The organism is Streptomyces sp. NPDC002566, from assembly GCF_042889585.1.
Lineage (GTDB): Bacteria > Actinomycetota > Actinomycetes > Streptomycetales > Streptomycetaceae > Streptomyces.
The window spans coordinates 977,569-1,000,670 of record NZ_JBIARD010000001.1 but is presented as its reverse complement, the minus strand read 5'-3'; the positions used below and the strand labels follow the sequence as shown (position 1 = coordinate 1,000,670).

Sequence of the window (23,102 nt, the reverse complement as noted above, 5' to 3'; positions counted from 1 at the left end):
CCCGCCGCACGAGGTGCCGTGCCGACGGCCCGCCGCAGGCGCCGGACCGATCGACCCGCCGCTCACCGCGGCGAGCGAAGGCTCAGGCCTCGCATCCTCCCTTGCCGTACCCCGCCTCCGGCAGGTGCTGTTCCGCCCAGGCCCTCAGCTCCCGCAGGGCCGGCCCCAGGGCCGTGCCGGCTTCGGTGAGGCGGTAGGCGACGCGGAGCGGAGGGCCGTCGTCGACCTCTCGCAGCACCAGGCCCGCCGCGCCCAGTTCGGCCAGGCGGTCGGAGAGCATGCGTTCGCTGATGCCGGGGATGGCGCGCCGCAGGTCGGCGAAGTGCACCGGGCGTTCCATCAGCACGGCCACGATCAACCCGGTCCAGCGCTTGCCCAGCAGCACGAAGACGCGCGCGATCGCGGCGTCGACCGGCTTGCAGGGCTGGCCGGCCGCTTCCTTGCAGGGCTCGTGGACCGCTTCTTTCATGCGCCCAGTGTACGGTGACGACCTAAGCTGCTGCAAAAAAGTAAGCCCCTGTGTTATTACTAGGAGCGTATGGAACGGCAGCTCGCCTACTCACCTCTTTGGAGACCCGTCATGGCCACCCTGCTCCACCTGGACTCCTCCCTCATGCCCGAGTCCGCTTCCGCCTCCCGCGCCGTCACCGCCGCCTTCCGCAAGGCATGGGAGGAGCAGCATCCCGAAGGCACCGTGGTGTACCGCGATCTCAGCGTGGACCCGGTGCCGCACCTGGACACCCTCGCCGCGACGGCCGGCTTCAGCGACCCCGCCGGCCACTCGCCGGAGCAGGCCGCGGCGTTCGCCCCGAGGCTGCGGCTGATCGAGGAACTGGAGAACGCGGACGCCGTGCTGATCGGCGCCCCGATGTACAACCTCACGATCCCGTCGACCCTGAAGGCCTGGCTCGACCAGGTGATCCTCATGGGCCGCACCGCCGGGGTCGAGGAGCTCCCGGCCAAGGGCACGCCGGTCTACGTCGTCGCCAGCCGCGGCGGCTCCTACGCGCCGGGAACCCCGCGCGAGGGCTTCGAGTACGTACAGAACTACCTGCGCGCGATCCTCGGCGACCTGCTGGGCATGGAGGTCGACTTCATCGTGCCCGAGCTCACCATGGCGCACGTCAACCCGGCGATGTCCGAGCTGATCCCGCTCGCCGACGCCTCCCGCGCCCGGGCCCACGAGGACGCCCAGGCCAAGGGCAAGTCCGCCGCGCAGGCCGCCGCCGCCTGACCCCGCCCCGCCGCCCAGGACGCGGCACCCCTCGCGGACACATGACGGAGGCCGTCCCCTCGCACGAGGAGACGGCCTCCGATCCAGGCTGATACCCGGTCGGGACGACAGGATTTGAACCTGCGACCCCTTGACCCCCAGTCAAGTGCGCTACCAAGCTGCGCCACGTCCCGCCGCGCACCCGCCGGGTGAACCGTGGGAACGCGCAGGTGAAACCCTACCGCACCCGCACCGGTGCCCGTTTCGCGGTGCGGCGGGGACGCCCGCGCGAACCCGCGGCTCGGCGCGGGTCGACGAGGGACCGCGCGGCCGAGTCGGTCGACGACCTCCCGAAGGCCGGCTCGGCTGCGCGGTCACGTCAGTTTTCGCGCCGGACGGGGATCACGTCAAGGACGTGTCCACCACTCGGATCAGGGCGCACGCGCGCGCACCGCGCCTACTCGGCGGTAATCCAGACCGCACCGCACACCACGGCCATCGACGCGCCGCGCGCTCACGTCAACAATGCCTTCCCGGTCACTCCTGTGCCGACACAAGGAATTTCCCCGCCGTCCACCCGGAGCCGGAAACAGAGCTCCCCTTTCGGACATGCGGTCCCAAGGAACCCATTTCTCACGCCCGTTCATGTTTCCGTGACATGAGGCGACGATGACGCGATCACGCCGCGCAGCAATTGATCCGCTTTCCTCCGCCCTGGACGCGCGCCGCCGCATGACCGAATCGAAACGGCCGGATACCGGCGCTTCGTTCAATCGTTGACCGGCGAGTAATAACAGCACTACCTTGCAACTCGTTTCGAATCACGCGCTTCAGTCGGCGTTCCGCGGTGATCCTTTCCCGCCGGAATCCGGTGTGCCGCCTTTGCTGTCCCGAACCCCCACCGTGCAGTTTCACCGTTGATTCGGAGAATCATGACGTCCACTGTGCGTTCCGAGGACATGATCATCGGCATCACTCCGTTCGGCGAACCCGATGCCGGGCTCGCCCTGGCGGTCTGCCGGGCCGGCGGGCTGGGCGTGCTCGATCTGGGCGCCGGCGACCGCGGTGCCCGCGAGGCGCTGGCCCGGTTGCGCCGCGCCACCTCGGGCGGTGAGGCCACCGACACCGGTTACGGCGTGCGCGTCGGCCCCCGCTGCCGGCTCTCCCCCGCCGATCTCGAGGCCGACGGCTCCCGGTCCGCCCCGCACACGGTCGTCCTCGCCGAAGGCACCCCCTGGCACATCTCCGAGGTCGCCGCGCACCACCGTGTCCTGGTGGAGGTCACGGACCTGGAGGGCGCCCGGCGGGCGGCCCGCGCGGGGGCGCACGGGCTGATCGCCCGGGGCGCCGAGTGCGGCGGCCGGGTCGGCGACCTGAGCACGTTCGTGCTGCTCCAACAGCTGGTTTCGGACGCCGAGTTGGCGCTTCCGGTGTGGGCCTGCGGCGGCATCGGCCCGCACACCGCCGCCGCGGCGGTGGCCGGCGGGGCGGCCGGGGTCGTGCTGGACGTGCAGCTCGCCCTGCTGGCGGAGTCGGCGCTCCCGGAGCCGGCCGCGGCCGTGCTGCGCACTCTGGACGGCTCGGAGACAGCCGTGCTGGCCGGTCACCGCGTCCTCCAGCGCCGGGGCCCCGGCACTCCGCACGTCCCGGACGACGCCTCCCCCGACACGGTCGCCGCGCTGCTGGGCGCGCAGGACGCGCGCACCCAACTGCTGCCGGTCGGCCAGGACGGCTTCCTGGCAGCCCGGTTCGCGGACCGGTGGGGCGATGTCCGTCGCACCGTACGGGAGTTGAAGGAGACGGTACGGAACTCCGTACAGGAGGAGGGGACCGTAAGGGCGCTGGAGGCGGATTCGCCGATGAGCCGGGCGCTCGGCACGCGGCTGCCGGTGGCGCAGGGGCCGATGACGCGGGTGAGCGACGGGGCGGAGTTCGCCGCGGCGGTCGCCTCCGACGGGGCGCTGCCGTTCCTTGCGCTGGCGCTGGCGGACGGGGAGCGCACCCGGGCGATGCTGGCCGCGACCCGGGACGCGGTGGCGGGCCGCCCCTGGGGCGTGGGCGTCCTCGGCTTCGCCCCGGAGGACGTGCGGGCCGCGCAGTTGGAGGCCGTACGGGAGGTGCGGCCGACGCACGCCGTCATCGCCGGCGGGCGCCCGTCGCAGGCGAAAGCGCTGGAGCAGGACGGCATCAGGACGTTCCTGCACGTCCCCTCGCCGGGATTGCTGCGGCAGTTCCTGGAAGCGGGCGCGCGGCGTTTCGTCTTCGAGGGGTCGGAGTGCGGCGGGCACGTCGGACCGCGCGGCAGCTTCCCGCTGTGGGAGTCCCAACTCACCGTTCTCGAGGACTACTTCGACGGTGGGGACGCCTCCGGTCTGGAGATGTTCTTCGCGGGCGGCGTGCACGACGAGCGGTCGGCCGCCATGGTCGCCGCGCTCGCCGCGCCGCTCACCGCGCGCGGGGCGGCCGTCGGGGTGCTGATGGGAACCGCGTATCTGTTCACCGAGGAGGCGGTGGCGCACGGCGCGATCCGCCCCCTCTTCCAGCGGCAGGTCCTCGCCGCCGAGGGGACCACGCTGCTGGAGTCCGCGCCCGGTCACGCCACGCGCTGCGTGCCCAGCCCCTTCGCCGCCGGCTACCGGGAGGAGGCGGGCCGGCTGCGCGCGCGGGGCGTGCCGGACCGCCGTGTCTGGGAGGAACTGGAGCGGCTCAACGTGGGTCGGCTGCGCGTCGCCAGCAAGGGCGTGACCCGGGCGGAGGACGGCGCGCTGGTGCCCGTGGACGAGCAACGGCAGCTGGACGAGGGGATGTTCATGGCCGGGGAGGTGGCCGTGCTCAGATCGGCGACCACCACGGTCGCCGCGCTGCACACGTCGGTGACGACGGGAGCGGCCGAGTTCCTGAGCCGGCGGGCGGCCGAGCTGGGCGAGGACCGGGCGGACCCGGGGCCGGCGGTTCCCGCGCCCCTGGACATCGCTGTCGTGGGCATGGCCTGCATGTTCCCGCAGGCGCCCGACCTGGCGGCCTTCTGGGCGAACGTCGTCGGCGGCATCGACGCGGTCACCGAGGTCCCGCCGGAGCGCTGGGACCCGGCCGTCCACCACGGCACGTCCACGCCGTCGAAGTGGGGCGGCTTCCTGCCGCCGATCCCCTTCGACCCGCTGCGCTACGGCATCCCGCCCGCGTCCCTCGGTTCCGTCGAGCCGGTCCAGCTGCTGTCCCTGGAGGCCGCCCGGCGCGCCCTGGAGGACGCCGGGTACGGCGACGGGGGGCGGGAGTTCGACCGCTCGCGCACCTCGGTGGTGTTCGGCGCGGAGGCCGGCAGCGACCTGTCCAACGCGGCCACGCTGCGGGCCGTGCTGCCGTCCTACTACGGCCAGGTCCCGAAGGCGCTGGACGACCAGCTCCCGCAGCTCACCGAGGACTCCTTCCCCGGGATGCTCGCCAACGTGATCTCGGGGCGGATCGCCAACCGGCTCGACCTCGGCGGCGCCAACTACACCGTCGACGCCGCCTGCGCCTCCTCGCTCGCCGCCGTCGACGTGGCGTGCAAGGAACTCGTCGGCGGCACCAGTGACGTGGTGCTGTGCGGGGGCGCCGACCTGCACAACGGCATCAACGACTACGTCCTCTTCTCCTCCGTGCACGCCCTGTCCCCCACCGGGCGCTCCCGCGCCTTCGACGGCTCGGCCGACGGCATCGCCCTGGGCGAGGGTGTGGCCTGCGTCGTCCTCAAGCGGCTCGCCGACGCCGAGCGCGACGGCGACCGGGTCTACGGCGTGATCAAGGGCCTCGGCTCCTCCAGCGACGGCCGATCCCTCGGGCTGACCGCCCCCCGCCCCGAGGGCCAGCGGGTGGCGCTGGAGCGGGCCTACCGCAACGCGGGCGTCTCACCGGCCGACGTCGGGCTGGTGGAGGCGCACGGCACGGGCACGGTGGTCGGCGACCGCACCGAACTCCGCGTCCTGACGGAGGTGTTCGCCGAGGCGGGGGCGGAGCGGGGCCGTTGCGTGATCGGCTCGGTGAAGTCGCAGATCGGACACACGAAGTGCGCCGCGGGCCTGGCCGGGATGATCAAGACGCTGCTGGCGCTGCACACCGGTGTCCGGCCGCCCACGCTGCACGTCGAGACGCCCAACCCGGCCTGGGACGCGGACAGCAGCCCGTTCGCCTTCCACACCGAGGCCCGCCCGTGGGCCGCGCCGGCCGCCGAACGCCTCGCCGGGGTCAGCGCGTTCGGCTTCGGCGGCACCAACTTCCATGTCGTGCTGGCAGCTCACGGCGACGGGGTGCCGCCCGTACGCGCGGTGGACGCCTGGCCCGCCGAACTGTTCCTGTTCCGCGGCCGCGACGAGCAGGCGGCCCGGCGGGCGGTGGCGGAACTGCTCACCACCGCCGAGGCGGAAGGCCGACCCTGGCGGCTGCGGGACCTGGCGCTCGGGGCGGCCCGCCGCTCGGACGCGAGCGAGGAACCCGTCCGGGTGGCGGTCGTGGCGACCGACGTGGACGACCTGGTGACGAAGCTGCGCACCGTGGCGGCGGACGGTGGCACACATGCTTCGGACGCCGACTCCCGCACACGGGCCCCGGCGGCCGGCGTCCATCGGGCTCCCACCGCTGCCGCCCCGGAAGACCCCTCCGCAAGCCCCGCCGAGCCCGGCGAACCCGGGAAGGTCGCCTTCCTCTTCCCCGGCCAGGGCAGCCAGCGGACCGGGATGCTCGCCGAACTCTTCGTGCACTTCCCCGAGTTGCGCGCCCATCTGGAGCTGGGCCGGGGCCATGCCGACGCGCTGTACCCCCCGGCCGCCTTCGACGACGCCGGGCGCGCCCGGCAGCAGGACGCCCTGACCGACACCCGGGTGGCGCAGCCCGCCCTCGGGCTCGCCGGGCTCGCCGCGTACGCCGTGCTCACCGGGGCCGGAGTGCGGCCCGACATGGCCGCCGGGCACAGCTACGGCGAGCTGGTCGCCCTCTGCGCGGCCGGGGCCCTCTCCCCCGAGACGCTGCTGGCGCTGAGCTCCGAACGGGCGGCGGTGATCCTCGAAGCCGCCCGGCGGCACGGCGACGACACCGGCGCCATGGCCGCCGTCGCGGCCGGAGCCGACGACGTCACCGGGGCCCTGCGCACGGCGGGCGCGCCGGACACGGTGGTGGTCGCCAACCGCAACTCGCCGGAGCAGACGGTGATCTCGGGACCGTCGGAGGCGGTCGCCGAGGCCGTGCGGCTGCTGCGGGAGGCGGGCCTCGGGGCCAAGCGCATCCCGGTGGCCTGCGCCTTCCACAGCCCGCTGGTGGCCGGCGCGGGAGAGCGCTTCGCGCAGGCGCTGGCCGCCCGCCCGGTGCACCCTCCCGAGTTCCCCGTGTGGTCCAACCGCACGGCCGCCCCGTACGACGCCGATCCGGACGCGGTCCGCGCGGAGCTCGCCGCCCAGATCGGCGCGCCCGTCGCCTTCGTCGAGCAGATCGAGGCGATGTACGCGGCGGGCGCGCGGATCTTCGTCGAAGCGGGCCCCGGGTCGGTGCTGACCCGGCTGGTCGGACGGATCCTCGGCGACCGCCCGCACACCGCGGTCGCCTGCGAGCCCCGCCCGGGCGGCGGGCTGCGCGACTGGCTCGACGCCCTCGCCCGTCTCGCCGTGGCCGGGCTGCCGGTGCGCACCGGACGGCTGCTGCGCGGGCGGGACGCCGTCGACGCCGTGCGCACGCCCGTGCCGAAGCGGCCCGGCTGGACGGTGGACGGGCAGTTGGTCCGCACCGCCTCCGGGGCCCTCCTCCCCGGTGCGCTCGCACCGGCCCGACGCGTGGTGGAACCCGTCGAAAGGACTGTGCCGACTGTGACGACCAACCCCCCGCACGGCGTCCCGTCCGACCGGGACGCGCTCGTCTCCGAGTTCCTGCGCACCAGCCGGGAGATGATCGCCGCCCAACGAGACGTGCTGCTCACCTACTTCGGGGCGACGCCGGGTGCGACGGCCGCCGCACCGCCGTCGCCGGAGCCGCTGTCCTGGGAGACGCCCGCACCGGTGGGCCAGACGGCGCCACCGGCGCTGCCCGCGGCGCTTCCCCCGGCCACAGTGCCGGCGGACGCACCGGATCCGGCCGCCGGCGCCGTGGACGTGCAGCGCGTCGTACTGGAGATCATCAGCGAACGCACCGGCTATCCCGTCGACATGATCGAGCCCGACCTCGATCTGGAGGCGGACCTCAGCATCGACTCCATCAAGCGCGCCGAGATCGCCGGTGAGCTGGCCAGGCGTCTCGGCGCGCAGGGAGGCGCGGATCTGACGTCCCTGGAGGACGCCGAGCTGGAGGAACTGGCGAAGGCGCGGACGGCCGCGGCGGTGACCGACTGGCTGACGGCAAGGCTGGGCGATTCGCCGCCGGATCCGGGCGCGGACGACCGGCCTCCCGCGGCGGCGCCCCCGGTGGCCGATCCGGTCCCGGTGCGGGCTCCCGCCGCCGAGACCTCCGCGCCGGCCGTCGAGGAGGTGTCCGGCGAGCCGCCGAAGCGGCATGTGCTGCGGCCCGTCCCGCTGGACACGCCGGAGGCGCCCGCCGACGCGGCGTCGGTGTTCGCCGGCACCCGCTGGGCCGTCCTCGGGGAGGTTCCCGAGGTCGCCGCGCGACTTGAAGGGTTAGGGGCCGACGTCGTCGTACGCGGCCGGGAGCATCTGCTGTCCGAGGCGGACGGGCCGGTCGACGGGGTGGTTCACCTCGGTGCGCTCACCGGCGACGACACGCCCGTGCTGCCGGACGCGTTCGCCGTGCTGAAGGCGGCGCTGGCCCGCTCCCCGCGTCGGCTGCTGGCCGTACGGCCCGCCGAAGGGGACGTCCGCTCGGCGGGTCTGCACGGGCTGTTCCGCACGGTGGCCCGCGAGTATCCGCACCTGACGGCCCGGGTCGTCGACCTCGCGGACGTGTCGCCCGCCGCCGTCGCGGACGCCGTCGTGAGGGAGGCCGCGCTCCCCGAGGGCGCGCCGGTCGTGCTGCGGACGCCGTCCGGGCGGTACGGCTTCGAGCTGGTGGAGGCGCCGCTCGGCGCGCTCGGCAGCACCGGGGCCGGGCCGGCCGGGGAGGGGGCCGCCGAGGCCGCCGCGCTCGGCCTGGACCGCGACTCGGTCGTGGTGCTGGCGGGCGGGGCGCGCGGCATCACCGCGCAGTTCGCCGCCGCCCTCGCCGGCGCGTCCCGCTGCCGGCTGGAGCTCCTCGGCAGGACGCCCGCGCCGGACGGCCCGGAGGACGCCGACACCGCCGCCGCCCGCACGCCTGCCGCACTGCGCGCGGCGCTCGCCGCCCGCGGCGGGCTGAAGCCGGCCGAGATCAACCGCGCCGCCGAACTGCTGCTGGCGCAGAGGGAGATCACCGCGACGCTGGAGGAGCTCACCGCGCTCGGCAGCCGGGTCCGCTACCGCTCGGTGGACTTCCGGGAGCCGGAGGCGGTGGTCCAGGCGGTCAAGGAGATATACGCCGAGCACGGCCGGCTCGACGGCGTGGTCCACGCCGCCGGGGTGATCGAGGACCGGCTGATCGCGGAGAAGAGCGTGGAGTCCTTCCAGCGCGTGTACGGCACGAAGGCCACCGGCGCGGACGCCCTGCTCACGGCGCTGGAGGAGCTGCCGGCCCGGCCCGGGTTCACCGTGCTGTTCGGCAGCGTCTCCGCCGTCCTCGGCAACCGGGGTCAGGTCGACTACGCGGCCGCCAACGACGCCCTGGAGACCCTCGGCGCGGCCTTCGCCGCCCGGACCGGGCACCGCGCGCTGACGGTGCACTGGGGGCCGTGGGCGCCGTCGGCCGGTCATTCCGGCATGGTGGGCGCGGAGTTGGCCCGGGAGTACGCGCGGCGCGGCATTCGGCTGATCGACCCCGAGGAGGGGACCGCCGCGCTGCTGCGGGAGCTGGCCTGGGGCGAGGAGTCCGCGACCGCCGTCGTCTACACCGCCTCCGCCTGGTGACGGCGTCGGTGGCACCACCTCACCCCCCGCAGAGAACGACAGGCATGACAACAAGTCAGACGCCGGTGGCCATCGTCGGCATGGCGGTGCTGCTGCCGGGCGCAGCCGACCTGGACGCCTACTGGCGGAACCTGCGTGACGGCGTGGACGCCGTCGGCGAGGTGCCGGACGGGCGCTGGGACGCCGGCTACTACCGCCCCGGCAGCGCGACCGGACCGGCCGTCGCGGACCGGGTCTACGCCCGGCGGGGCGGGTTCGTGGACGGGCTGGCGGAGGTCGAGGTGACCCGGTTCGGGATCATGCCGAACTCGGTGGCCGGAACCGAGCCCGACCAGCTGATCGCCCTGCATGTCGCCGCGGCCGCCCTCGCCGACGCGGGCGGCGTGGACCGCCTGCCCGAGCGGGGGCGCGTCGGCGTGGTCCTCGGCCGGGGCGGCTATCTGACCCCGGGCCTGGTCCGGCTCGACCAGCGGGTGCGCACGGCGAGCCAACTCACCCGCACACTGGGCGAGTTGCTGCCCCATCTCACCGGCGAGCAACTGGACCGGGTGCGGGAGGCGTTCACCGACCGGCTGGGCCCGGACAGCCCCGAGTCGGCCATCGGGCTGGTGCCCAACCTCGCCGCGTCCAGGATCGCCAACCGGCTCGACCTGCGCGGGCCGGCCTACACCGTGGACGCGGCCTGCGCCTCGTCACTGGTCGCCGTGGACCAGGCGGTGGGCGAACTCGCCGGCGGGCGCTGCGACTTGATGCTCGCGGGCGGTGTCCACCACTGCCACGACATCACGCTGTGGAGCGTGTTCTCCCAGTTGCGCGCGCTGTCCCCGAGCCAGCGCATCCGCCCCTTCCACCGGGACGCCGACGGCATCCTGATCGGTGAGGGCACGGGTGTGGTCGTCCTGAAGCGGCTGGCCGACGCGGAGCGCGACGGCGACCGGGTCTACGCCGTGATCCGGGGCACCGGGGTGGCGAGCGACGGCCGGGCGGCCGGACTGGTCAACCCCGATCCGGGCGGCCAGGCGCAGGCGGTGCGGCAGGCCTGGCGTGCCGCCGGTCTCGACCCGGCCGCCCCCGGTTCGCTCGGCCTGCTGGAGGCCCACGGCACCGCGACCCCGGCCGGTGACAGCGCCGAACTGGCCACGCTGGCCGAGGTGTTCGGGCCGGGTGACCTTCCCGGTGCCGGGTCCGCGGCGCCGGGTCGGGAGGCGGAGTCCTCGGCCCGTGCGGCCGTCCTCGGCTCGGTCAAGTCGATGATCGGGCACACCATGCCCGCCGCCGGGGTCGCCGGTCTGGTCAAGGCCGCGCTCGCCGTGCACCACCGGACGCTGCTGCCCACGCTGCACTGCGACGACCCGCACCCCGCCCTCGCCCGCACCCGCTTCCGCACGCTGGAGAAGGCCGAGCCCTGGGAGACCACAGGGGAACAGCCGGTGCGGCGGGCCGCGGTCAACGCCTTCGGGTTCGGCGGGATCAACGCCCACGTGGTGCTGGAGGAGGCGCCGGGCGCGTCCCGGACCGCTCCGGCACGAGCCCCCGGGGCACGCTCGGCAGCGGTCACTCAGGTGACCGAACCGGAACGCGTCCTCCTCCTCGCCGCCGACTCCCCCGAACGGCTGGCCGCCGCGCTCGACGCCGCCGACGACGCCGTACGGCACCAGGGCCTCGACCCCGCCCGCACCCATCCGGCGGCCGGCCCGGCCCGGCTCGGCGTGGTCGACCCGACCGCCAAGCGGCTCGCCCTCGCCCGCCGGGCCGTCGCCCAAGGGCACGCCTGGCACGGCCGCAACGACGTCTGGTTCCGCCCGGACCCCCTGCTCGACCCCGGCCACCGCACCGCCCGCCCTCACGCCCGCGCCACCGGCGGCCTCCCGGGCCCCGGCAGGCTCGCCTTCCTCTTCCCGGGCCTGGAGGGCGACTTCACCCCCCGCGTGGACGACGTCGCCGCCCACTTCGGCCTGCCGCCGCTGCCCGTGCCCGAGGAGCGGGCCGGTGACATCGGCCTCGGTCTGCACGGTCTCGGGGTCGTCGCGGCCGGCCGGCTCCTCGACACCGCGCTGCGCCGGACGGGGATCGTGCCGGACGCGGTCGCCGGACACAGCGTGGGCGAGTGGACGGCGATGGCGGCGGGCGGACTCTACGCCGGGGACGAGGTCGACGCCTTCATGGCCGCGTTCGACCCGGACGCGCTGACCGTGCCCGGCGTCGCCTTCGGCGCGATCGGCGCGTCCGCCGAGCAGGTGACGGCCGCCCTGCGGAAGGAGGGCTGGGAGGAGGCAGGTCTGGTGCTCTCCCACGACAACGCGCCCCACCAGTCGATGGTGTGCGGTCCGGAGCCGGCGGTCGACGCCTTCGTGCGGGCGTTCCGTGCCCGGGGGGTGCTCAGCCAGGTGCTGCCGTTCAGGTCCGGCTTCCACACGCCGATGCTGGCGCCGCACCTGGGCCCCATCAAGGAGGCCGCCGAGCGCTTCCGGCTGCACCCGCCGCACACCCCGGTCTGGTCCGGCACGACCGCCGCGCCCTTCCCCGCGGACGAGGCCGAGACCCGCGCCCTGTTCGTACGCCATCTACTGCAACCGGTGCGCTTCCGGCAGTTGACCGAGGCCCTCTACGCGGCGGGCCACCGGGTGTACGTCCAGGTCGGGCCGGGGCAGCTCGGCTCGCTCGTCGGTGACACCCTGGGCGCGCGGGACCATCTCGTCGTCGCCGCCAACTCCACCCGCCGCACGGGCCTGGCCCAGCTCCGCCGGGTCGCGACCGCGCTGTGGACGGCGGGCGCCGCGGTGGCCCCGGCCCTGCCGCACACAACCGACGCCGCGACATCCGACGCCGTGTCCGCCGAGACCGTCTCCGCCGACGGCGCGTCCGGCCCCGGCCGGGCGGCGCTCTCACGGCCCCCGGTCCGACTGGACCTGGACGGCGCGCTGGTGTCCCTCGCCCCGGAACGACTCGCCGAGCTGCGAGCCGAGTTGCGAGCCGAGCTGCGTACGGCGCCGGTGCCGGCCCACGCGGCGGGCGTCACCCGCGCCCCAGGGGCCGGCACCCCCCTCGACGCCCTGGCCCCCCACTCCCCCGTAGCCGCCGAACTCAGCGCCCTGCTGCGCGAGACGGCGAACACGGCGGCCGAGCTCCTGACCGCCCCGCCCCGCCCGCAACCCACGCACCCCACATCCACCGCACCCCCTGCCTCACCCGCGCCACAACGCCCCCTCGCTCCCCGCCGCTCCACCGTCCGCGTCTCGCCCGACACCATGCCGTACCTCCTGGACCACTGCTTCTTCCCGCAGCGGCCCGGCTGGCCGGACGTGGCGGACCGGTGGCCGGTGGTCCCGGCGACGACGATCGTGCGGCACATCATGGACGCGGCGGCCGAGGCCGCGCCCGGTCTGGTGCCGGTCGCCGTGCTCGGGGCGCGGTTCGAGGAGTGGCTCACCGCCACACCCGCCGTCGACGTGCCGGTGACGGTCACCCCCGAGGGCCCGGACCGGCTGGCGGTGTCGTTCGGACCCCGGGCCCGTGCCACCGTCGAAGTCGCCGGCGCATACCCGCCCCCGCCGCCCGTCCGGCCGCCGCTCGATCCGGCATCCGAACGCGCCCCCGAGCACACGGCCGCCCAACTCTACGAGCAGCGCTGGATGTTCCACGGCCCGGCGTTCCAGGGAGTCACCGAGCTCACCGCGATCGGGGACCGCGGGGTGCGGGGTGTGATCACGACGCCGCCCGCGCCGGGCGCCCTGCTGGACAACGTCGGGCAGATCCTCGGCTATTGGATCATGGCCACCCGCGCCGAGCGGACGGTCGTCTTCCCGGTCGGGATGCGGGACATGCGGTTCTACGGGCCGCACCCCGCGCCGGGCGCCGACGTGGTGTGCGACGTGCGGATCACCTCGCTGACCGACACCGCCCTGGAGGCCGACGTCCAGTTGACGGTCGACGGCAGGGTGTGGGCGGAGCTGCACGGCTGGCAGGACCGCCGGTTCGACAACGACCCGACCACCCGCCCCGTCGAGCGCTTCCCCGAGCGCAACACGCTCTCCGAGGTCCGGCCGGGAGGCTGGACGCTGCTGTTCGAGCGCTGGCCGGACCTGGCCTCCCGTGAGTTGATCATGCGCAACTCCCTGAACAGCGCGGAGCGTTCGCTGTACGCCGAGCATCCGCCGCGCGGGCGGCGGCAGTGGCTGCTGGGGCGGATCGCGGTCAAGGACGCCGTCCGCCGATGGCTGTGGGAGCACGGTGAGGGCCCGGTCTTCCCGGCGGAGCTGCGGGTGCACAACGACGCGGCGGGCCGCCCGTATGTGACGGGCGTGCACGGCCGGGTGCTGCCCGCGCTCGACGTGTCGCTCGCGCACCGCGCGGAGGCGGGCGTCGCCCTCGTCCGGCCGCACACACCCGGCCCGGGCCCCGGCATCGACATCGAGGAGGTCGTCGAGCGAACGCCGGAGACCACGGCGACCGTGCTCGGCCCACGCGAACTCCGCCTGCTGCGGGACCTGTTGTCCTCCACCGGTGACCCCGAGGCGCTGTGGTTCACCCGGTTCTGGGCGGCGAAGGAGGCGGTCGCCAAGGCGGAGGGCACCGGATTCGGCGGCCGGCCACGGGACTTCGCGGTCCTGGACGCCGCCCCGGACGGCGGCCGGCTGACCGTCTCCGGTCGTCTGGAACGCGCCTACACCGTGCACTGCGCCCCGGTCGCCAACCCGCCCTCCCTGCCGGACCGCCACTACGTCGTGGCCTGGACGACCGGACCCGTCGAGCCGTCCCCCGCCCCAGCGAAGGAGTACGACCGATGACCGCCGACAGCCCCCGCACTCCCGATTCCCCTCTCCCGCCCGTCGCCGACGAGGAGGCCGTCCTCGCCGACCTCAGGGACATGCTGACCCGGCTGCTCCAGGACGAGTACGGGCTCGACGAGGTCGAGATCGGCCTGCACACCACGTTCAACCGCGATCTGGAGCTGGAGAGCATCGATCTCGTCACCCTGGCCGGGATGCTCCAGGAGCGGTACGGCGAGCGGATCAACTTCGCGGAGTTCCTGGCCGGGATGGAGTTCGACGAGATCATCGAGCTGACCGTGGGGCGGCTCGTCGAGTACGTCGTGACCGGTCTGAAGGCCGCGGAGGCGAGCTGACCGTGGCGATGGTCGACACCGGCGCCGTCCGGTTGCACGTGCAGAGGCTCGGGCCCGGCGGCGGCCGCCCGGCGACCGCCACCGTGGTGCTGGTGCACGGTCTGCTCACCGACAGCCTGGCCAGCTACTACTTCACCGTGGCCCCCGCGTTCGCGGCCGCCGGCCTCGACGTCGTCATGTACGACCTGCGGGGCCACGGCCGCAGCGAACGCCCCGCCCAGGGTTACACGTTGGACCACAACGTGGACGACCTGGAGGCGCTGCTCGACCGTCTCGGCGTCACCGGCCCCGTGCACCTGGTCGGCAACTCCTACGGCGGCACGGTCGCGTTCGGCTACGCGGCCCGCCGTCCGGAGCGGGCGGCGAGCGTCACGCTGGTCGAATCCGAGCCGGCCACCGCGGCCTGGGCGGTGAAGCTGGGCGGCATCCTGGAGCGGGTGGTGGGCGAGCTGGCGTACAACGAGCCCGACGCGATCGCCTGGGTCACCGCCCATCGCGGCCGCAACACCGCCCGGCTGGCCAGGGGCGCGGCCCGTCTCGCCCGGGAGACCACGCTCGGCCGGGACATCCCCGCGAGCCGGGTGCTGACGGATGCTCAGATCGCGGAGGTGCGCTGCCCGGTGCTCGGCGTGTTCGGCGGTGACTCCGACCTCGCCGAACTGGTGCCGTGGTTGGAGGGGTTGCTGCCGGACTGCCGGACCGTGGTGATCCCCGGGCATGAGCACTCGGTGCTGGTGGAGGCGCCGGGGACGGTGGGCGGGCACGTCCTGTCGCTGGTGCGGGAGGCCGAGCCGGCCGGGGCGGCGGAGGTCCGGTGAGCCGATTCCTGTGTGTGGTCCCGCCGTTGACGGGGCACATCAACCCGCTCGTCGGGGTGGCCGCCGAACTGACCGCGCGCGGGCACCGGGTGGCGTGGGCGTGCTCGGACCCGGCGCTGGTGCGGCGGCTCGCGGGCGACGGCGTCGAGGCGCATCCCTGCGCCGGGGCGCCGGAGGGGTCCCGGCCGCCGGAGCTGCGCGGACCGGAGGCGCTGAGGTTCCTGTGGGAGTGGTACCTGCTGCCGCTGGCCGAGGCGATGGCGCCCGGTGTGCGGGCGGCCGTCGAGGCGTTCCGGCCGGACGTGGTGGTGGCCGACCAGCAGGCGTTCGCGGGCGCGCTGGTGGCGGAGCGGATGGGCGTGCCCTGGGCGACCTCGGCGTCGACGTCGGCGGAGTTCACCGATCCGCTGGCCGGGCTGCCCAAGGTGCGGCAGTGGCTGGAGGAGCGGCTGGCCCGGCTCCGGGAGACGATGGGCGACCCGGCGGGAACCGCCGATCCGCGGTTCTCCCCGCGTCTCGTCCTCGCCTTCAGCACACCGGAGTTGGCGGGGCAGCGCGCCGGGGTCCGGTGGGTCGGCCCGTCGATCGCCGCCCGCCCGTCCCCGGCCGCCTTCCCCTGGGAGTGGCTGGATCCGGGCCGGTCCGTAGTGCTGGTCACGCTCGGCACCGCCAACACCGACGTCGGCGGCCGGTTCCTTCAGGTGTGCCGCGGTGCGCTGCGTGAACGGGCCGACCGGGTGCAGGGGGTGATCGTCGACCCGGGCGGCGCCCTGGGGGGCGGCCACACCGGCGGAAAGGACCTCCTGGTAGTGCCGTCGGTCCCCCAACTGCCGCTGCTGGAAAGGACGGACGCTGTCGTCTGCCATGCGGGGCACAACACCGTGTGCGAGGCGCTGTGGCACGGCGTCCCGCTCGTGGTCGCGCCCATCCGGGACGACCAGCCGGTCGTGGCAGGGCAGGTCGCGGACGCCGGCGCCGGGGTGCGCGTGCGGTTCAGCCGCGTCGGCGAGGAGAAGCTGGGCGCCGCCCTGGACGCCGTACTGGACGATCCGGGGCACCGGGCGGCGGCCCGCCGGATCGGCTCCGCGTTCCGCGCCGCGGGCGGCGCGTCCGCTGCCGCCGACCATCTCGACGAGCTGGCGAAGGAGTTGTGATGAGCGACGAGAGCAAGCGGACCACCGAGCGGATCGCGGAGCTGCGCCCGGGCTACCGGGCCGACCTGGCGGCCGGCCTGGACCGCTTCTTCGAACCGCGGCGCACGACCTGCCCGTGGTGCGGCTCGGACCGGCTCACCACCCGGCTGCGCACCACCGACCTGCTCCAGCACAAGCCGGGCCGTTTCGTCCTGGACCGGTGCGAGGCCTGCGCCCACATCTTCCAGAACCCCCGGCTGAGCGCCGAGGGACTGGAGTTCTACTACCGGGACTTCTACGACGGGCTCGGCGAGAAGAAGCTCGGCGACACCTTCGGCGGGCGCACCGCGATGTACCGGGGGCGGGCGGAGTCGATGCTGCCGCACGACCCCGGGCCGAAGACCTGGCTGGACGTCGGCACCGGGCACGGCCACTTCTGCGCGGCCGCCCGCGAGGTGCTGCCGGACACCGTCTTCGACGGCCTCGACTTCACCGAGGGCGTCGAACTGGCCGCCCGCGAGGGCCGGGTGGAGCACGGCTACCGGGGTGAGTTCCACGAGCTGGCGGCGGACCTCGCGGGCCGGTACGACGTGGTGAGCATGTTCCACTACCTGGAGCACAGCACCGACCCCGACCGTGAGCTGCGCGCCGCCCGGGAGACGGTCCGTCCCGGCGGGCATCTGCTCATCGAGGTGCCGGACCCGGAGAGCCGGTGGGCGCGCCTGCTGGGCCGCTGGTGGCTGCCCTGGCTGCAGCCGCAGCACCTGCACTTCGTGCCGGTCGCCAACCTGCGGCGACGCCTGACGGACCTGGGTTTCACGGTGGTGTCCGAGCAGCACCGCGAGCCGCACGACCCGGTCGACCTGCTGGCCGCCGTCTGGCTGTCGCTGGACCGGCTGGCCCCGCGGGGCGACGCGCCCTGGCTGCCGCGGCGGCCGGGGGCGGCCCAGAGGGTGCTGCGCGGGGCGCTGCTGGTCGCCGGGATTCCGGCGCTGGTCGCGGGCACGCTGCTCGACCGGTTCGCGGTCCGGCCGCTGTCGCACCGGCTGGGGCTGTCCAACGCCTACCGGATCGTGGCCCGCCGGGACTGACGGCGGCGGGGCCGCGTCCGGCGGGCGGCGGCGCGCCGGGTCACTTGATCACCGCGTTGGCGACGACCACGATCACGCCCAGCAGCGCGTCGAGCAGCCCGGTCAGCAGCGCCTTCGGCCATGATCTGCGCGACCAGCGGGCGGAGACCAGGCCGAGGCCGAACAGCATCGAGATGTTGAGGACGAACGCCGGGAACTCGACGCCGTCCGGCCGCCACCAGCCCCACCCCGCGCCGACCAGGACGAAGACCGTGGGCAGGACGGCCGCCACCAGCGGCCACTCCTCGCCCATGGTGCGCAGGGCGTCCCACCGCCGGCTCGGCCGGCGCTCGGCGACGAAGTGGGCGTAGCCGTGGGCGAGGGCGGAGGCGAGCGCGGTCACCAGCAGCCAGAGGGCGTCGTAGCGGCGGCTGGCCCGCGAGGAGTGGCCGTAGGTGCTGAGCGCCGCGACCAGCGACGAGGCGAGGACGGCGCCGTAGACACCGCCGAAGAGGACGGCCTCGCGGGTGCCGTGCCGGGGCGGCACGTCATCGGCCGCGGTGGGGTCCGCCATGGTCTCCACGATCGCCGGGGTGCGGGCGGGCCGCCAGCCACGAGGCCCGAAGGGGCGGGAGCGCGACGGGAGGGTTGACACGGCCGCGACCGCGCCCCCAGGGTGACCTGGCAAGGACATCAGGACATATGGACCGCTCATGTGGACCTTCCGAGGGGACGTCCCTGTGCACGTCCGTGTGGACCGCTCGTCGGGAAGGGCAGGGCTCTCGTGGTGGACGCGCTGGGTGTCGCGGTCGTCGGGTTCGGCTGGATGGGCCGGGTGCACACCCAGGCCTACGCGCGCGTGCCGCATCACTTCCCGCGGCTCGGGGTGCGGCCGGAGCTGGTCGCGGTCGCGGAGGAGGTGCCGGGCCGGGCCGAGGAGGCCGCGGCCCGTTACGGGTTCGCCTCGACGTACCGCGACTGGCGTGACATCGCCGCCGACGCGCGCGTGCGGGCCGTCAGCATCACCGCGCCGAACTTCCTGCACCGGGAGATCGGCGTCGCGATGGCCGAGGCCGGCAAGCACATCTGGATCGAGAAGCCGGTGGGTCTCACGGCCGCCGACGCCCGCGCGGTCGCGGACGCGGTCGCCCGCGCGCGCGTGCAGGGGGCGGTCGGCTTCAACTACCGCAACGCGCCCGCCGTCGAGGCCGCGCGCGAGCTGATCGCCTCCGGGGAGATCGGCGCCGTCACCCATGTCCGCATCCGTCTCCTCAGCGACTACGCGGCCCACCCGGAGGGCGCCCTGACCTGGCGTTACGAGCGGGAGCGGGGCGGCAGCGGGGTCCTCGGCGACCTCGCCTCGCACGGCGTGGACCTCGCCCGCTTCCTGCTCGGCGACATCGCCTCCCTCGTCGCCGACACCGCGGTCTTCATCCCCCGGCGCGCCCGCCCCACCGGCGCCACCGCCGGGCACGCCCTGGCCACCGGCGGCGAGCTGGGTCCCGTGGAGAACGAGGACTACGTCAACTGCCTGCTGCGGTTCGCCTCCGGGGCCCGCGGCGTCCTGGAGGCCTGCCGCGTCTCGGTCGGCGAGCAGAACGACTACGGCTTCGAGGTGCACGGCGCCCGGGGCGCCGTCTCCTGGGACTTCCGCCGGATGAACGAACTCGCCGTCAGCCGCGGCACGGCGTACCAGGACCAGCCGGTCAGCACGGTGTACGTCGGCCCGGGCGCGGGCGAGTTCGCCGCGTTCCAGCCGGGCGCGGCGAACGCGATGGGCTACGACGACCTGAAGGTGATCGAGGCGTACCGGTTCCTGCGCTCGATCGCCGAGGGCCGGCCGTACGGGACGACGCTCGCGGACGCCGTGCACAGCGCCACCGCCCTGGACGCCATGGCCCGCTCGGCCCGCACCGGCAGCTGGACGACCCTGGAGCCGGCGCCCTGACAGGCGCCCTGAGAGGCGCCCTCATCACGTCACCCTTTCGGCCGAGTGCGCGCGATCCTCCTCCGCGCTCGTGCGCCGAGGATCACCTTCGCCGGGAGCAGGGCCACCCACCACCATGCGGCCGCGCCGCCCAGCACCTGGGCGAGCGGGATCGTGACCGCGAAGACCGCCACCGTCGCGATGAGGTCGGCGGCGGACAGGAGGAGGTCCGGGTCGCCGGTGGGGGCCTCGCGCAGCCAGGGCCGTCGGTTGAGGAGGACGGCCAGCGCGAGATGGGTCGCCCCCAGGGCCGTGACGGCCGCGGAGTAGACGACCACCGAGACGGCCTCCTGCGGATACTCCGACATCAGGGCCGTGGGGAAGGGCAGGAGAGCGGCGAGGCCCATGCCGAGCAGGGACAGCCGGACGACCTGGGAGTCGACGTGCCGCACCCGGCGGAAGATCCGGCGGTGGTCGCGCCAGAACTGCGCCAGCACGAAGAAGCTCAGGACGTAGGCCCCGAGGTTGGGCAGGACGTCGCGCAGCGCGTCGCGGTACTGCTCGTCGTCCAGGCCCGGCGGCACGGACAGGTCCAGCACGAGCAGGGTGACGGCGATGGCGAACACGCCGTCGGCGAGCGCGACCAGCCGCTCCGGTTCCCCTTCGGGGGCTGCTTTCCACACCCGTACGACAGTAGGAAAGCCGACGGCCCGCACAGACCCTCACACGCCGGGCATACCGGGTGACAGCGAATGCCTCGTGCGCGGTCAGCCGGCCGTCGCCTGGGGCGGTGTGTTGTACGGCGTCACCACCTGGATCGCGGAGGGCAGCACCGGCCCGGCCGGCGGCAGCGCGCCGTGGGCCCTCATCACGACGTGGCAGGCCTCGCGCATGTCCTGGCGCAGGTCGTGGTGGAGCACGGCGGACAGGCGGTGTTCGCGCAGCAGCCGGGTGTTGTCGTGGTCGAGGTCGTGCGCGACGAACACGACGCACTCGCGGCCGAGGTCCTCGAAGGCGCTGAGGGTGGCGATGTTCCCGCCGCCGATGGAGTAGACGGCGCGGATGTCCGGGTCCCGTTCGAGGGCGGCGCGGACGACGTCGTACTGGGTGGCGTCCAGGCCCTGGCCCTCGGCGATCTCGACGAGTGCGCGCTCGGGATGGCGGGCGCGCATGACGCTGCGGAAGCCCATCTCGCGCTCCTCCTCGTTGCGGAAGAACCCGCTGCTGAGGCTGGTGAGCACATTGCCGGGCCGCTCGCCCAGCCACTGGCCCATGAGGTACGCGGCGGTGGCGCCGGCGGCCCGGTTGTCGATGCCCACATAGCCGAGCCGCGCGCTGGCGGGCAGGTCGGTGACGAGGGTGACGACGGGGATGCCCGCGGCGGCGAGCCGGCCGACGGCCGCCGTGACCTCGGGGACGTCCGGCGCCTTGAGGATGACGCCCTGCGAGCCGCGGCGGGCGATCCGGTCCAGGCCGGCGACCAGTTCCCGGACGGGGCCGGTCTCGCGGAAGTGGAAGCGGGAGCGGAGCACGGCCGGGTGCAGCGCGGGCAGTTCGGCCTCCAGCGCGGCCCGCACCGCCGTGGTGAACCGCTCGGGCGCCTGCATCACGATGTCGACCATGAAGGTGCGGCCGACGAGCCGGACCTGGGTGCGCTGCCGGTCCAGGTCGGCGATGGCCCGGCGCACCTCCTGCTCGGTGGAGGCGCGCACCCCTCCCCGGCCGTTGAGGACCCGGTCCACGGTGGCCTCGCTCAGGCCCGCCTGGCGGGCGATCTCACGGATCGGGAAAGGGTGGCCCACGGCCGGCTCCTGAAGGTGTGCGGGACGGATGACCCCGAGGCGCTTGAGGGGTTTTTGATGGCTTGCTGCAGGTTGTTCGAGGGTTTTGTGCTGACAAGAATGGCAGAGCCGCACGACGCCGTGGGGCCCCGCGGAACGCGGCCGGCTCCGTCGAGCCCGCCCGCGACGCCGCGAGAGCTGAGAGGAACGCCGATCCATGCCACTTCTCGACGACAAGGTCGTCCTCGTCAACGGCGGCAGCCAGGGCGTGGGCGCCGCGACCGCCAGGGCCGCCGCCCGCGACGGCGCCGTCGTCGCGGTCAGCGGCCGGCGCCCCGAACCCGGCGAGGCCCTGGTGGCGGAGCTGACCGCGGCGGGCGGCGAGGCGCTGTTCGTCCGCGCCGACCTGGCCGACGCCGCACAGGCGACGTCCTGCGTCACCCGCGTGGTCGAGGCGTACGGCCGGATCGACTGCCTGGTGAACTCCGCGGGCCTGACCTCGCGGGGCACGCTCCTGGACACCACGCCCGAACTGTTCGACCGGCACATCGCGATCAATCTGCGGGCGCCGTTCTTCGCCATGCAGGCCGCCGTCCGGGACATGGTCGGCCGGGGCGCGCCCGGCACCGTCGTCAACATCATCACCTCGTCCGCGCACGGCGGTCAGCCCTTCCTGGCGCCGTACGTGGCCGCCAAGGCCGGGCTGGCCGGCCTCACCCGCAACGCGGCGCACGCCCACCGCCACGACCGGGTGCGGATCAACGGGCTGAACATCGGCTGGACGGCGACCGAGGGCGAGGACGCGACGCAGCGGGCCTTCCACGGCGCCGGCGACGACTGGCGGGAGCAGGCGGCGGCACGGCTGCCGATGGGCAGGCTGGGCCTGCCGGACGAGATCGCGGACTTCGTGGTCTTCCTGCTGTCCGACCGGTCCGGCGTGGTCACCGGTTCGGTGATCGACTGGGACCAGAACGTCCTGGGCGCCCTGGACTAGGCCGTTCGAAAGTCCCGCCCCTCACTCCTCCCCCGGCCCTTCCCGCACGACCTCAAGGAGCTGCACCCCCCATGCGCATCGGAATCCTCGGCCTCGGCCGCATCGGCGCCTTCCACGCCGAGACCCTCTTCGGACTCGACGCCGTCGAGTCGCTCGTCGTCGCCGACCCCTTCGCCGAGGCCGCCAAGACCGCCGCGGAGCGGTTCGGCGCCGAGGTCGCGGACTCCCCCGAGGCGGTGCTCGCGGCGGGCGTGGACGGCGTGGTGATCGCCGCCGCGACGGACGCCCACCCGGGCCTGATCCGCGCCGCCGTGGAGGCCGGGGTGCCCGTCTTCTGCGAGAAGCCGGTCGCCCGGACCATGGCCGAGGGCGTGGAGGTCCTCAAGGCCGTACAGGGCCGGGACGTCCCGATCCAGATCGGCTACAACCGCCGCTTCGACACCGGTTTCGTCAACGCCCGCGCGGCCGTGCGCTCGGGTGAGCTGGGCACGCTGCACACGGTCCGCTCGACCACCCTCGACCCCGCGCCGCCGCCCGCCGCGTACGTCGCCGCCTCGGGCGGCATCTTCCGCGACTGCTCGGTGCACGACTTCGACATCATCCGCTGGGTGACGGGCCGTGAGGTGAGCGAGGTGTACGCGGTCGGCGGGAACCGGGGCGCGGACTTCATCAAGGAGGCGGGCGACGCGGACACCACCGGCGCGATCCTCACCCTGGACGACGGCACGATCGCCGTGGTCTCCAACTCCCGTCACAACGCGCGCGGTTACGACGTGCGTATGGAGATCCACGGCTTCCAGGACTCCATCGCGGTGGGCCTGGAGGACAAGCTGCCGCTGCGCTCGGTGGAGCCCGGGGTGACCTTCCCGGCCGGTCCGCCGCACGACTTCTTCATGGACCGCTTCACCGCCGCCTACCGCGCCGAACTCACCGCGTTCACCGAGGTGGTGGCGGGCTCCCGGCCCTCACCCTGCACGATCGAGGACGCGCTGGAGGCCGGCTGGATCGCGGAGGCGTGCACCCTGTCGCTGCGCGAGCACCGCCCGGTGACGATCGCGGAGGTCCGCACGGCCTGACCGGCGGACTCGGCCG

The 23,102-nt window shown here is 74.6% G+C and carries 14 protein-coding genes and 1 tRNA gene; 10 read left to right on the top strand and 5 right to left on the bottom strand.

Going from position 1 to position 23,102, the window contains the following annotated elements; translation table 11 throughout:
- Positions 1 to 82: 82 nt before the first annotated feature.
- Positions 83 to 469: a helix-turn-helix domain-containing protein gene (locus ACFYXA_RS04300; protein ID WP_352252462.1), complete on the bottom strand. Its 387-nt coding sequence runs from the start codon at positions 467 to 469 to the stop codon at positions 83 to 85.
- A gap of 111 nt (positions 470 to 580) precedes the next feature.
- On the opposite strand from ACFYXA_RS04300, the gene ACFYXA_RS04295 reads away from it, so the two are divergent.
- Positions 581 to 1,234 (top strand): NAD(P)H-dependent oxidoreductase, encoded by a 654-nt coding sequence (locus ACFYXA_RS04295; protein ID WP_352252460.1) that lies wholly within the window; start codon positions 581 to 583, stop codon positions 1,232 to 1,234.
- Between the two features lie 99 nt (positions 1,235 to 1,333).
- Here the strand turns inward: ACFYXA_RS04295 and ACFYXA_RS04290 are convergent.
- Positions 1,334 to 1,407, bottom strand: a tRNA-Pro gene (locus ACFYXA_RS04290).
- Positions 1,408 to 2,145: 738 nt separating this feature from the next.
- Between ACFYXA_RS04290 and ACFYXA_RS04285 the strand changes: the two genes are divergently transcribed.
- Genes ACFYXA_RS04285 through ACFYXA_RS04260 form a run of 6 tightly spaced genes read left to right on the top strand, consistent with a single transcriptional unit; the run spans position 2,146 to position 17,329 of the window.
- On the top strand, positions 2,146 to 9,162 hold the full coding sequence (locus tag ACFYXA_RS04285) for an SDR family oxidoreductase (RefSeq protein WP_389028026.1): 7,017 nt from the start codon (positions 2,146 to 2,148) through the stop codon (positions 9,160 to 9,162).
- Positions 9,163 to 9,206: 44 nt separating this feature from the next.
- Positions 9,207 to 13,949 carry a beta-ketoacyl synthase N-terminal-like domain-containing protein gene (locus ACFYXA_RS04280; RefSeq protein ID WP_389028024.1) on the top strand — a complete coding sequence of 1,581 codons (4,743 nt, stop codon included), beginning with the start codon at positions 9,207 to 9,209 and terminating at the stop codon, positions 13,947 to 13,949.
- Positions 13,946 to 14,287 carry an acyl carrier protein gene (locus ACFYXA_RS04275; protein WP_389028022.1) on the top strand — a complete coding sequence of 114 codons (342 nt, stop codon included), beginning with the start codon at positions 13,946 to 13,948 and terminating at the stop codon, positions 14,285 to 14,287. Before ACFYXA_RS04280 ends, ACFYXA_RS04275 begins: the two co-directional genes overlap by 4 nt.
- 2 nt (positions 14,288 to 14,289) lie before the next feature.
- On the top strand, positions 14,290 to 15,105 hold the full coding sequence (locus ACFYXA_RS04270) for an alpha/beta fold hydrolase (protein ID WP_389028020.1): 816 nt from the start codon (positions 14,290 to 14,292) through the stop codon (positions 15,103 to 15,105).
- Entirely contained in the window at positions 15,102 to 16,259 is a 1,158-nt protein-coding gene (locus ACFYXA_RS04265) for a glycosyltransferase (protein ID WP_389028018.1), read from the top strand. The genes ACFYXA_RS04270 and ACFYXA_RS04265 overlap by 4 nt, the downstream gene beginning before the upstream one ends.
- Positions 16,259 to 17,329 (top strand): class I SAM-dependent methyltransferase, encoded by a 1,071-nt coding sequence (locus ACFYXA_RS04260; RefSeq protein WP_389028016.1) that lies wholly within the window; start codon positions 16,259 to 16,261, stop codon positions 17,327 to 17,329. The genes ACFYXA_RS04265 and ACFYXA_RS04260 overlap by 1 nt, the downstream gene beginning before the upstream one ends.
- Positions 17,330 to 17,369: 40 nt before the next feature.
- Here ACFYXA_RS04260 and ACFYXA_RS04255 read toward each other — a convergent pair whose 3' ends face one another.
- The gene (locus ACFYXA_RS04255) at positions 17,370 to 17,882 is read right to left on the bottom strand and encodes a hypothetical protein (RefSeq protein ID WP_389028014.1); all 513 of its coding nucleotides are present in this window, start codon (positions 17,880 to 17,882) and stop codon (positions 17,370 to 17,372) included.
- Positions 17,883 to 18,092: 210 nt separating this feature from the next.
- On the opposite strand from ACFYXA_RS04255, the gene ACFYXA_RS04250 reads away from it, so the two are divergent.
- Entirely contained in the window at positions 18,093 to 19,256 is a 1,164-nt protein-coding gene (locus ACFYXA_RS04250; RefSeq protein ID WP_389028012.1) for a Gfo/Idh/MocA family protein, read from the top strand.
- A gap of 29 nt (positions 19,257 to 19,285) precedes the next feature.
- Here the strand turns inward: ACFYXA_RS04250 and ACFYXA_RS04245 are convergent, their stop codons facing one another.
- Both ACFYXA_RS04245 and ACFYXA_RS04240 read right to left on the bottom strand, forming a co-directional pair.
- The gene (locus ACFYXA_RS04245) at positions 19,286 to 19,918 is read right to left on the bottom strand and encodes a TMEM175 family protein (protein WP_389028010.1); all 633 of its coding nucleotides are present in this window, start codon (positions 19,916 to 19,918) and stop codon (positions 19,286 to 19,288) included.
- A gap of 84 nt (positions 19,919 to 20,002) precedes the next feature.
- Complete coding sequence (locus ACFYXA_RS04240; protein WP_352252886.1) at positions 20,003 to 21,037, bottom strand: LacI family DNA-binding transcriptional regulator; 1,035 nt, start codon at positions 21,035 to 21,037, stop codon at positions 20,003 to 20,005.
- Between the two features lie 196 nt (positions 21,038 to 21,233).
- Between ACFYXA_RS04240 and ACFYXA_RS04235 the strand changes: the two genes are divergently transcribed.
- Both ACFYXA_RS04235 and ACFYXA_RS04230 read left to right on the top strand, forming a co-directional pair.
- Positions 21,234 to 22,010: an SDR family oxidoreductase gene (locus ACFYXA_RS04235; RefSeq protein WP_389028007.1), complete on the top strand. Its 777-nt coding sequence runs from the start codon at positions 21,234 to 21,236 to the stop codon at positions 22,008 to 22,010.
- Between the two features lie 71 nt (positions 22,011 to 22,081).
- Positions 22,082 to 23,086 carry a Gfo/Idh/MocA family oxidoreductase gene (locus ACFYXA_RS04230; RefSeq protein WP_389028006.1) on the top strand — a complete coding sequence of 335 codons (1,005 nt, stop codon included), beginning with the start codon at positions 22,082 to 22,084 and terminating at the stop codon, positions 23,084 to 23,086.
- The last annotated feature ends 16 nt before the right edge of the window (positions 23,087 to 23,102 follow it).

Coding starts and splice junctions, on each gene's coding strand:
- ACFYXA_RS04285 (WP_389028026.1), top strand. CDS start 2,146: ATGACGTCCACTGTGCGTTCCGAGGACATGATCATCGGCATCACTCCG.
- ACFYXA_RS04230 (WP_389028006.1), top strand. CDS start 22,082: ATGCGCATCGGAATCCTCGGCCTCGGCCGCATCGGCGCCTTCCACGCC.
- ACFYXA_RS04260 (WP_389028016.1), top strand. CDS start 16,259: ATGAGCGACGAGAGCAAGCGGACCACCGAGCGGATCGCGGAGCTGCGC.
- ACFYXA_RS04255 (WP_389028014.1), bottom strand. CDS start 17,882: ATGGCGGACCCCACCGCGGCCGATGACGTGCCGCCCCGGCACGGCACC.
- ACFYXA_RS04235 (WP_389028007.1), top strand. CDS start 21,234: ATGCCACTTCTCGACGACAAGGTCGTCCTCGTCAACGGCGGCAGCCAG.
- ACFYXA_RS04300 (WP_352252462.1), bottom strand. CDS start 469: ATGAAAGAAGCGGTCCACGAGCCCTGCAAGGAAGCGGCCGGCCAGCCC.
- ACFYXA_RS04275 (WP_389028022.1), top strand. CDS start 13,946: ATGACCGCCGACAGCCCCCGCACTCCCGATTCCCCTCTCCCGCCCGTC.
- ACFYXA_RS04295 (WP_352252460.1), top strand. CDS start 581: ATGGCCACCCTGCTCCACCTGGACTCCTCCCTCATGCCCGAGTCCGCT.
- ACFYXA_RS04280 (WP_389028024.1), top strand. CDS start 9,207: ATGACAACAAGTCAGACGCCGGTGGCCATCGTCGGCATGGCGGTGCTG.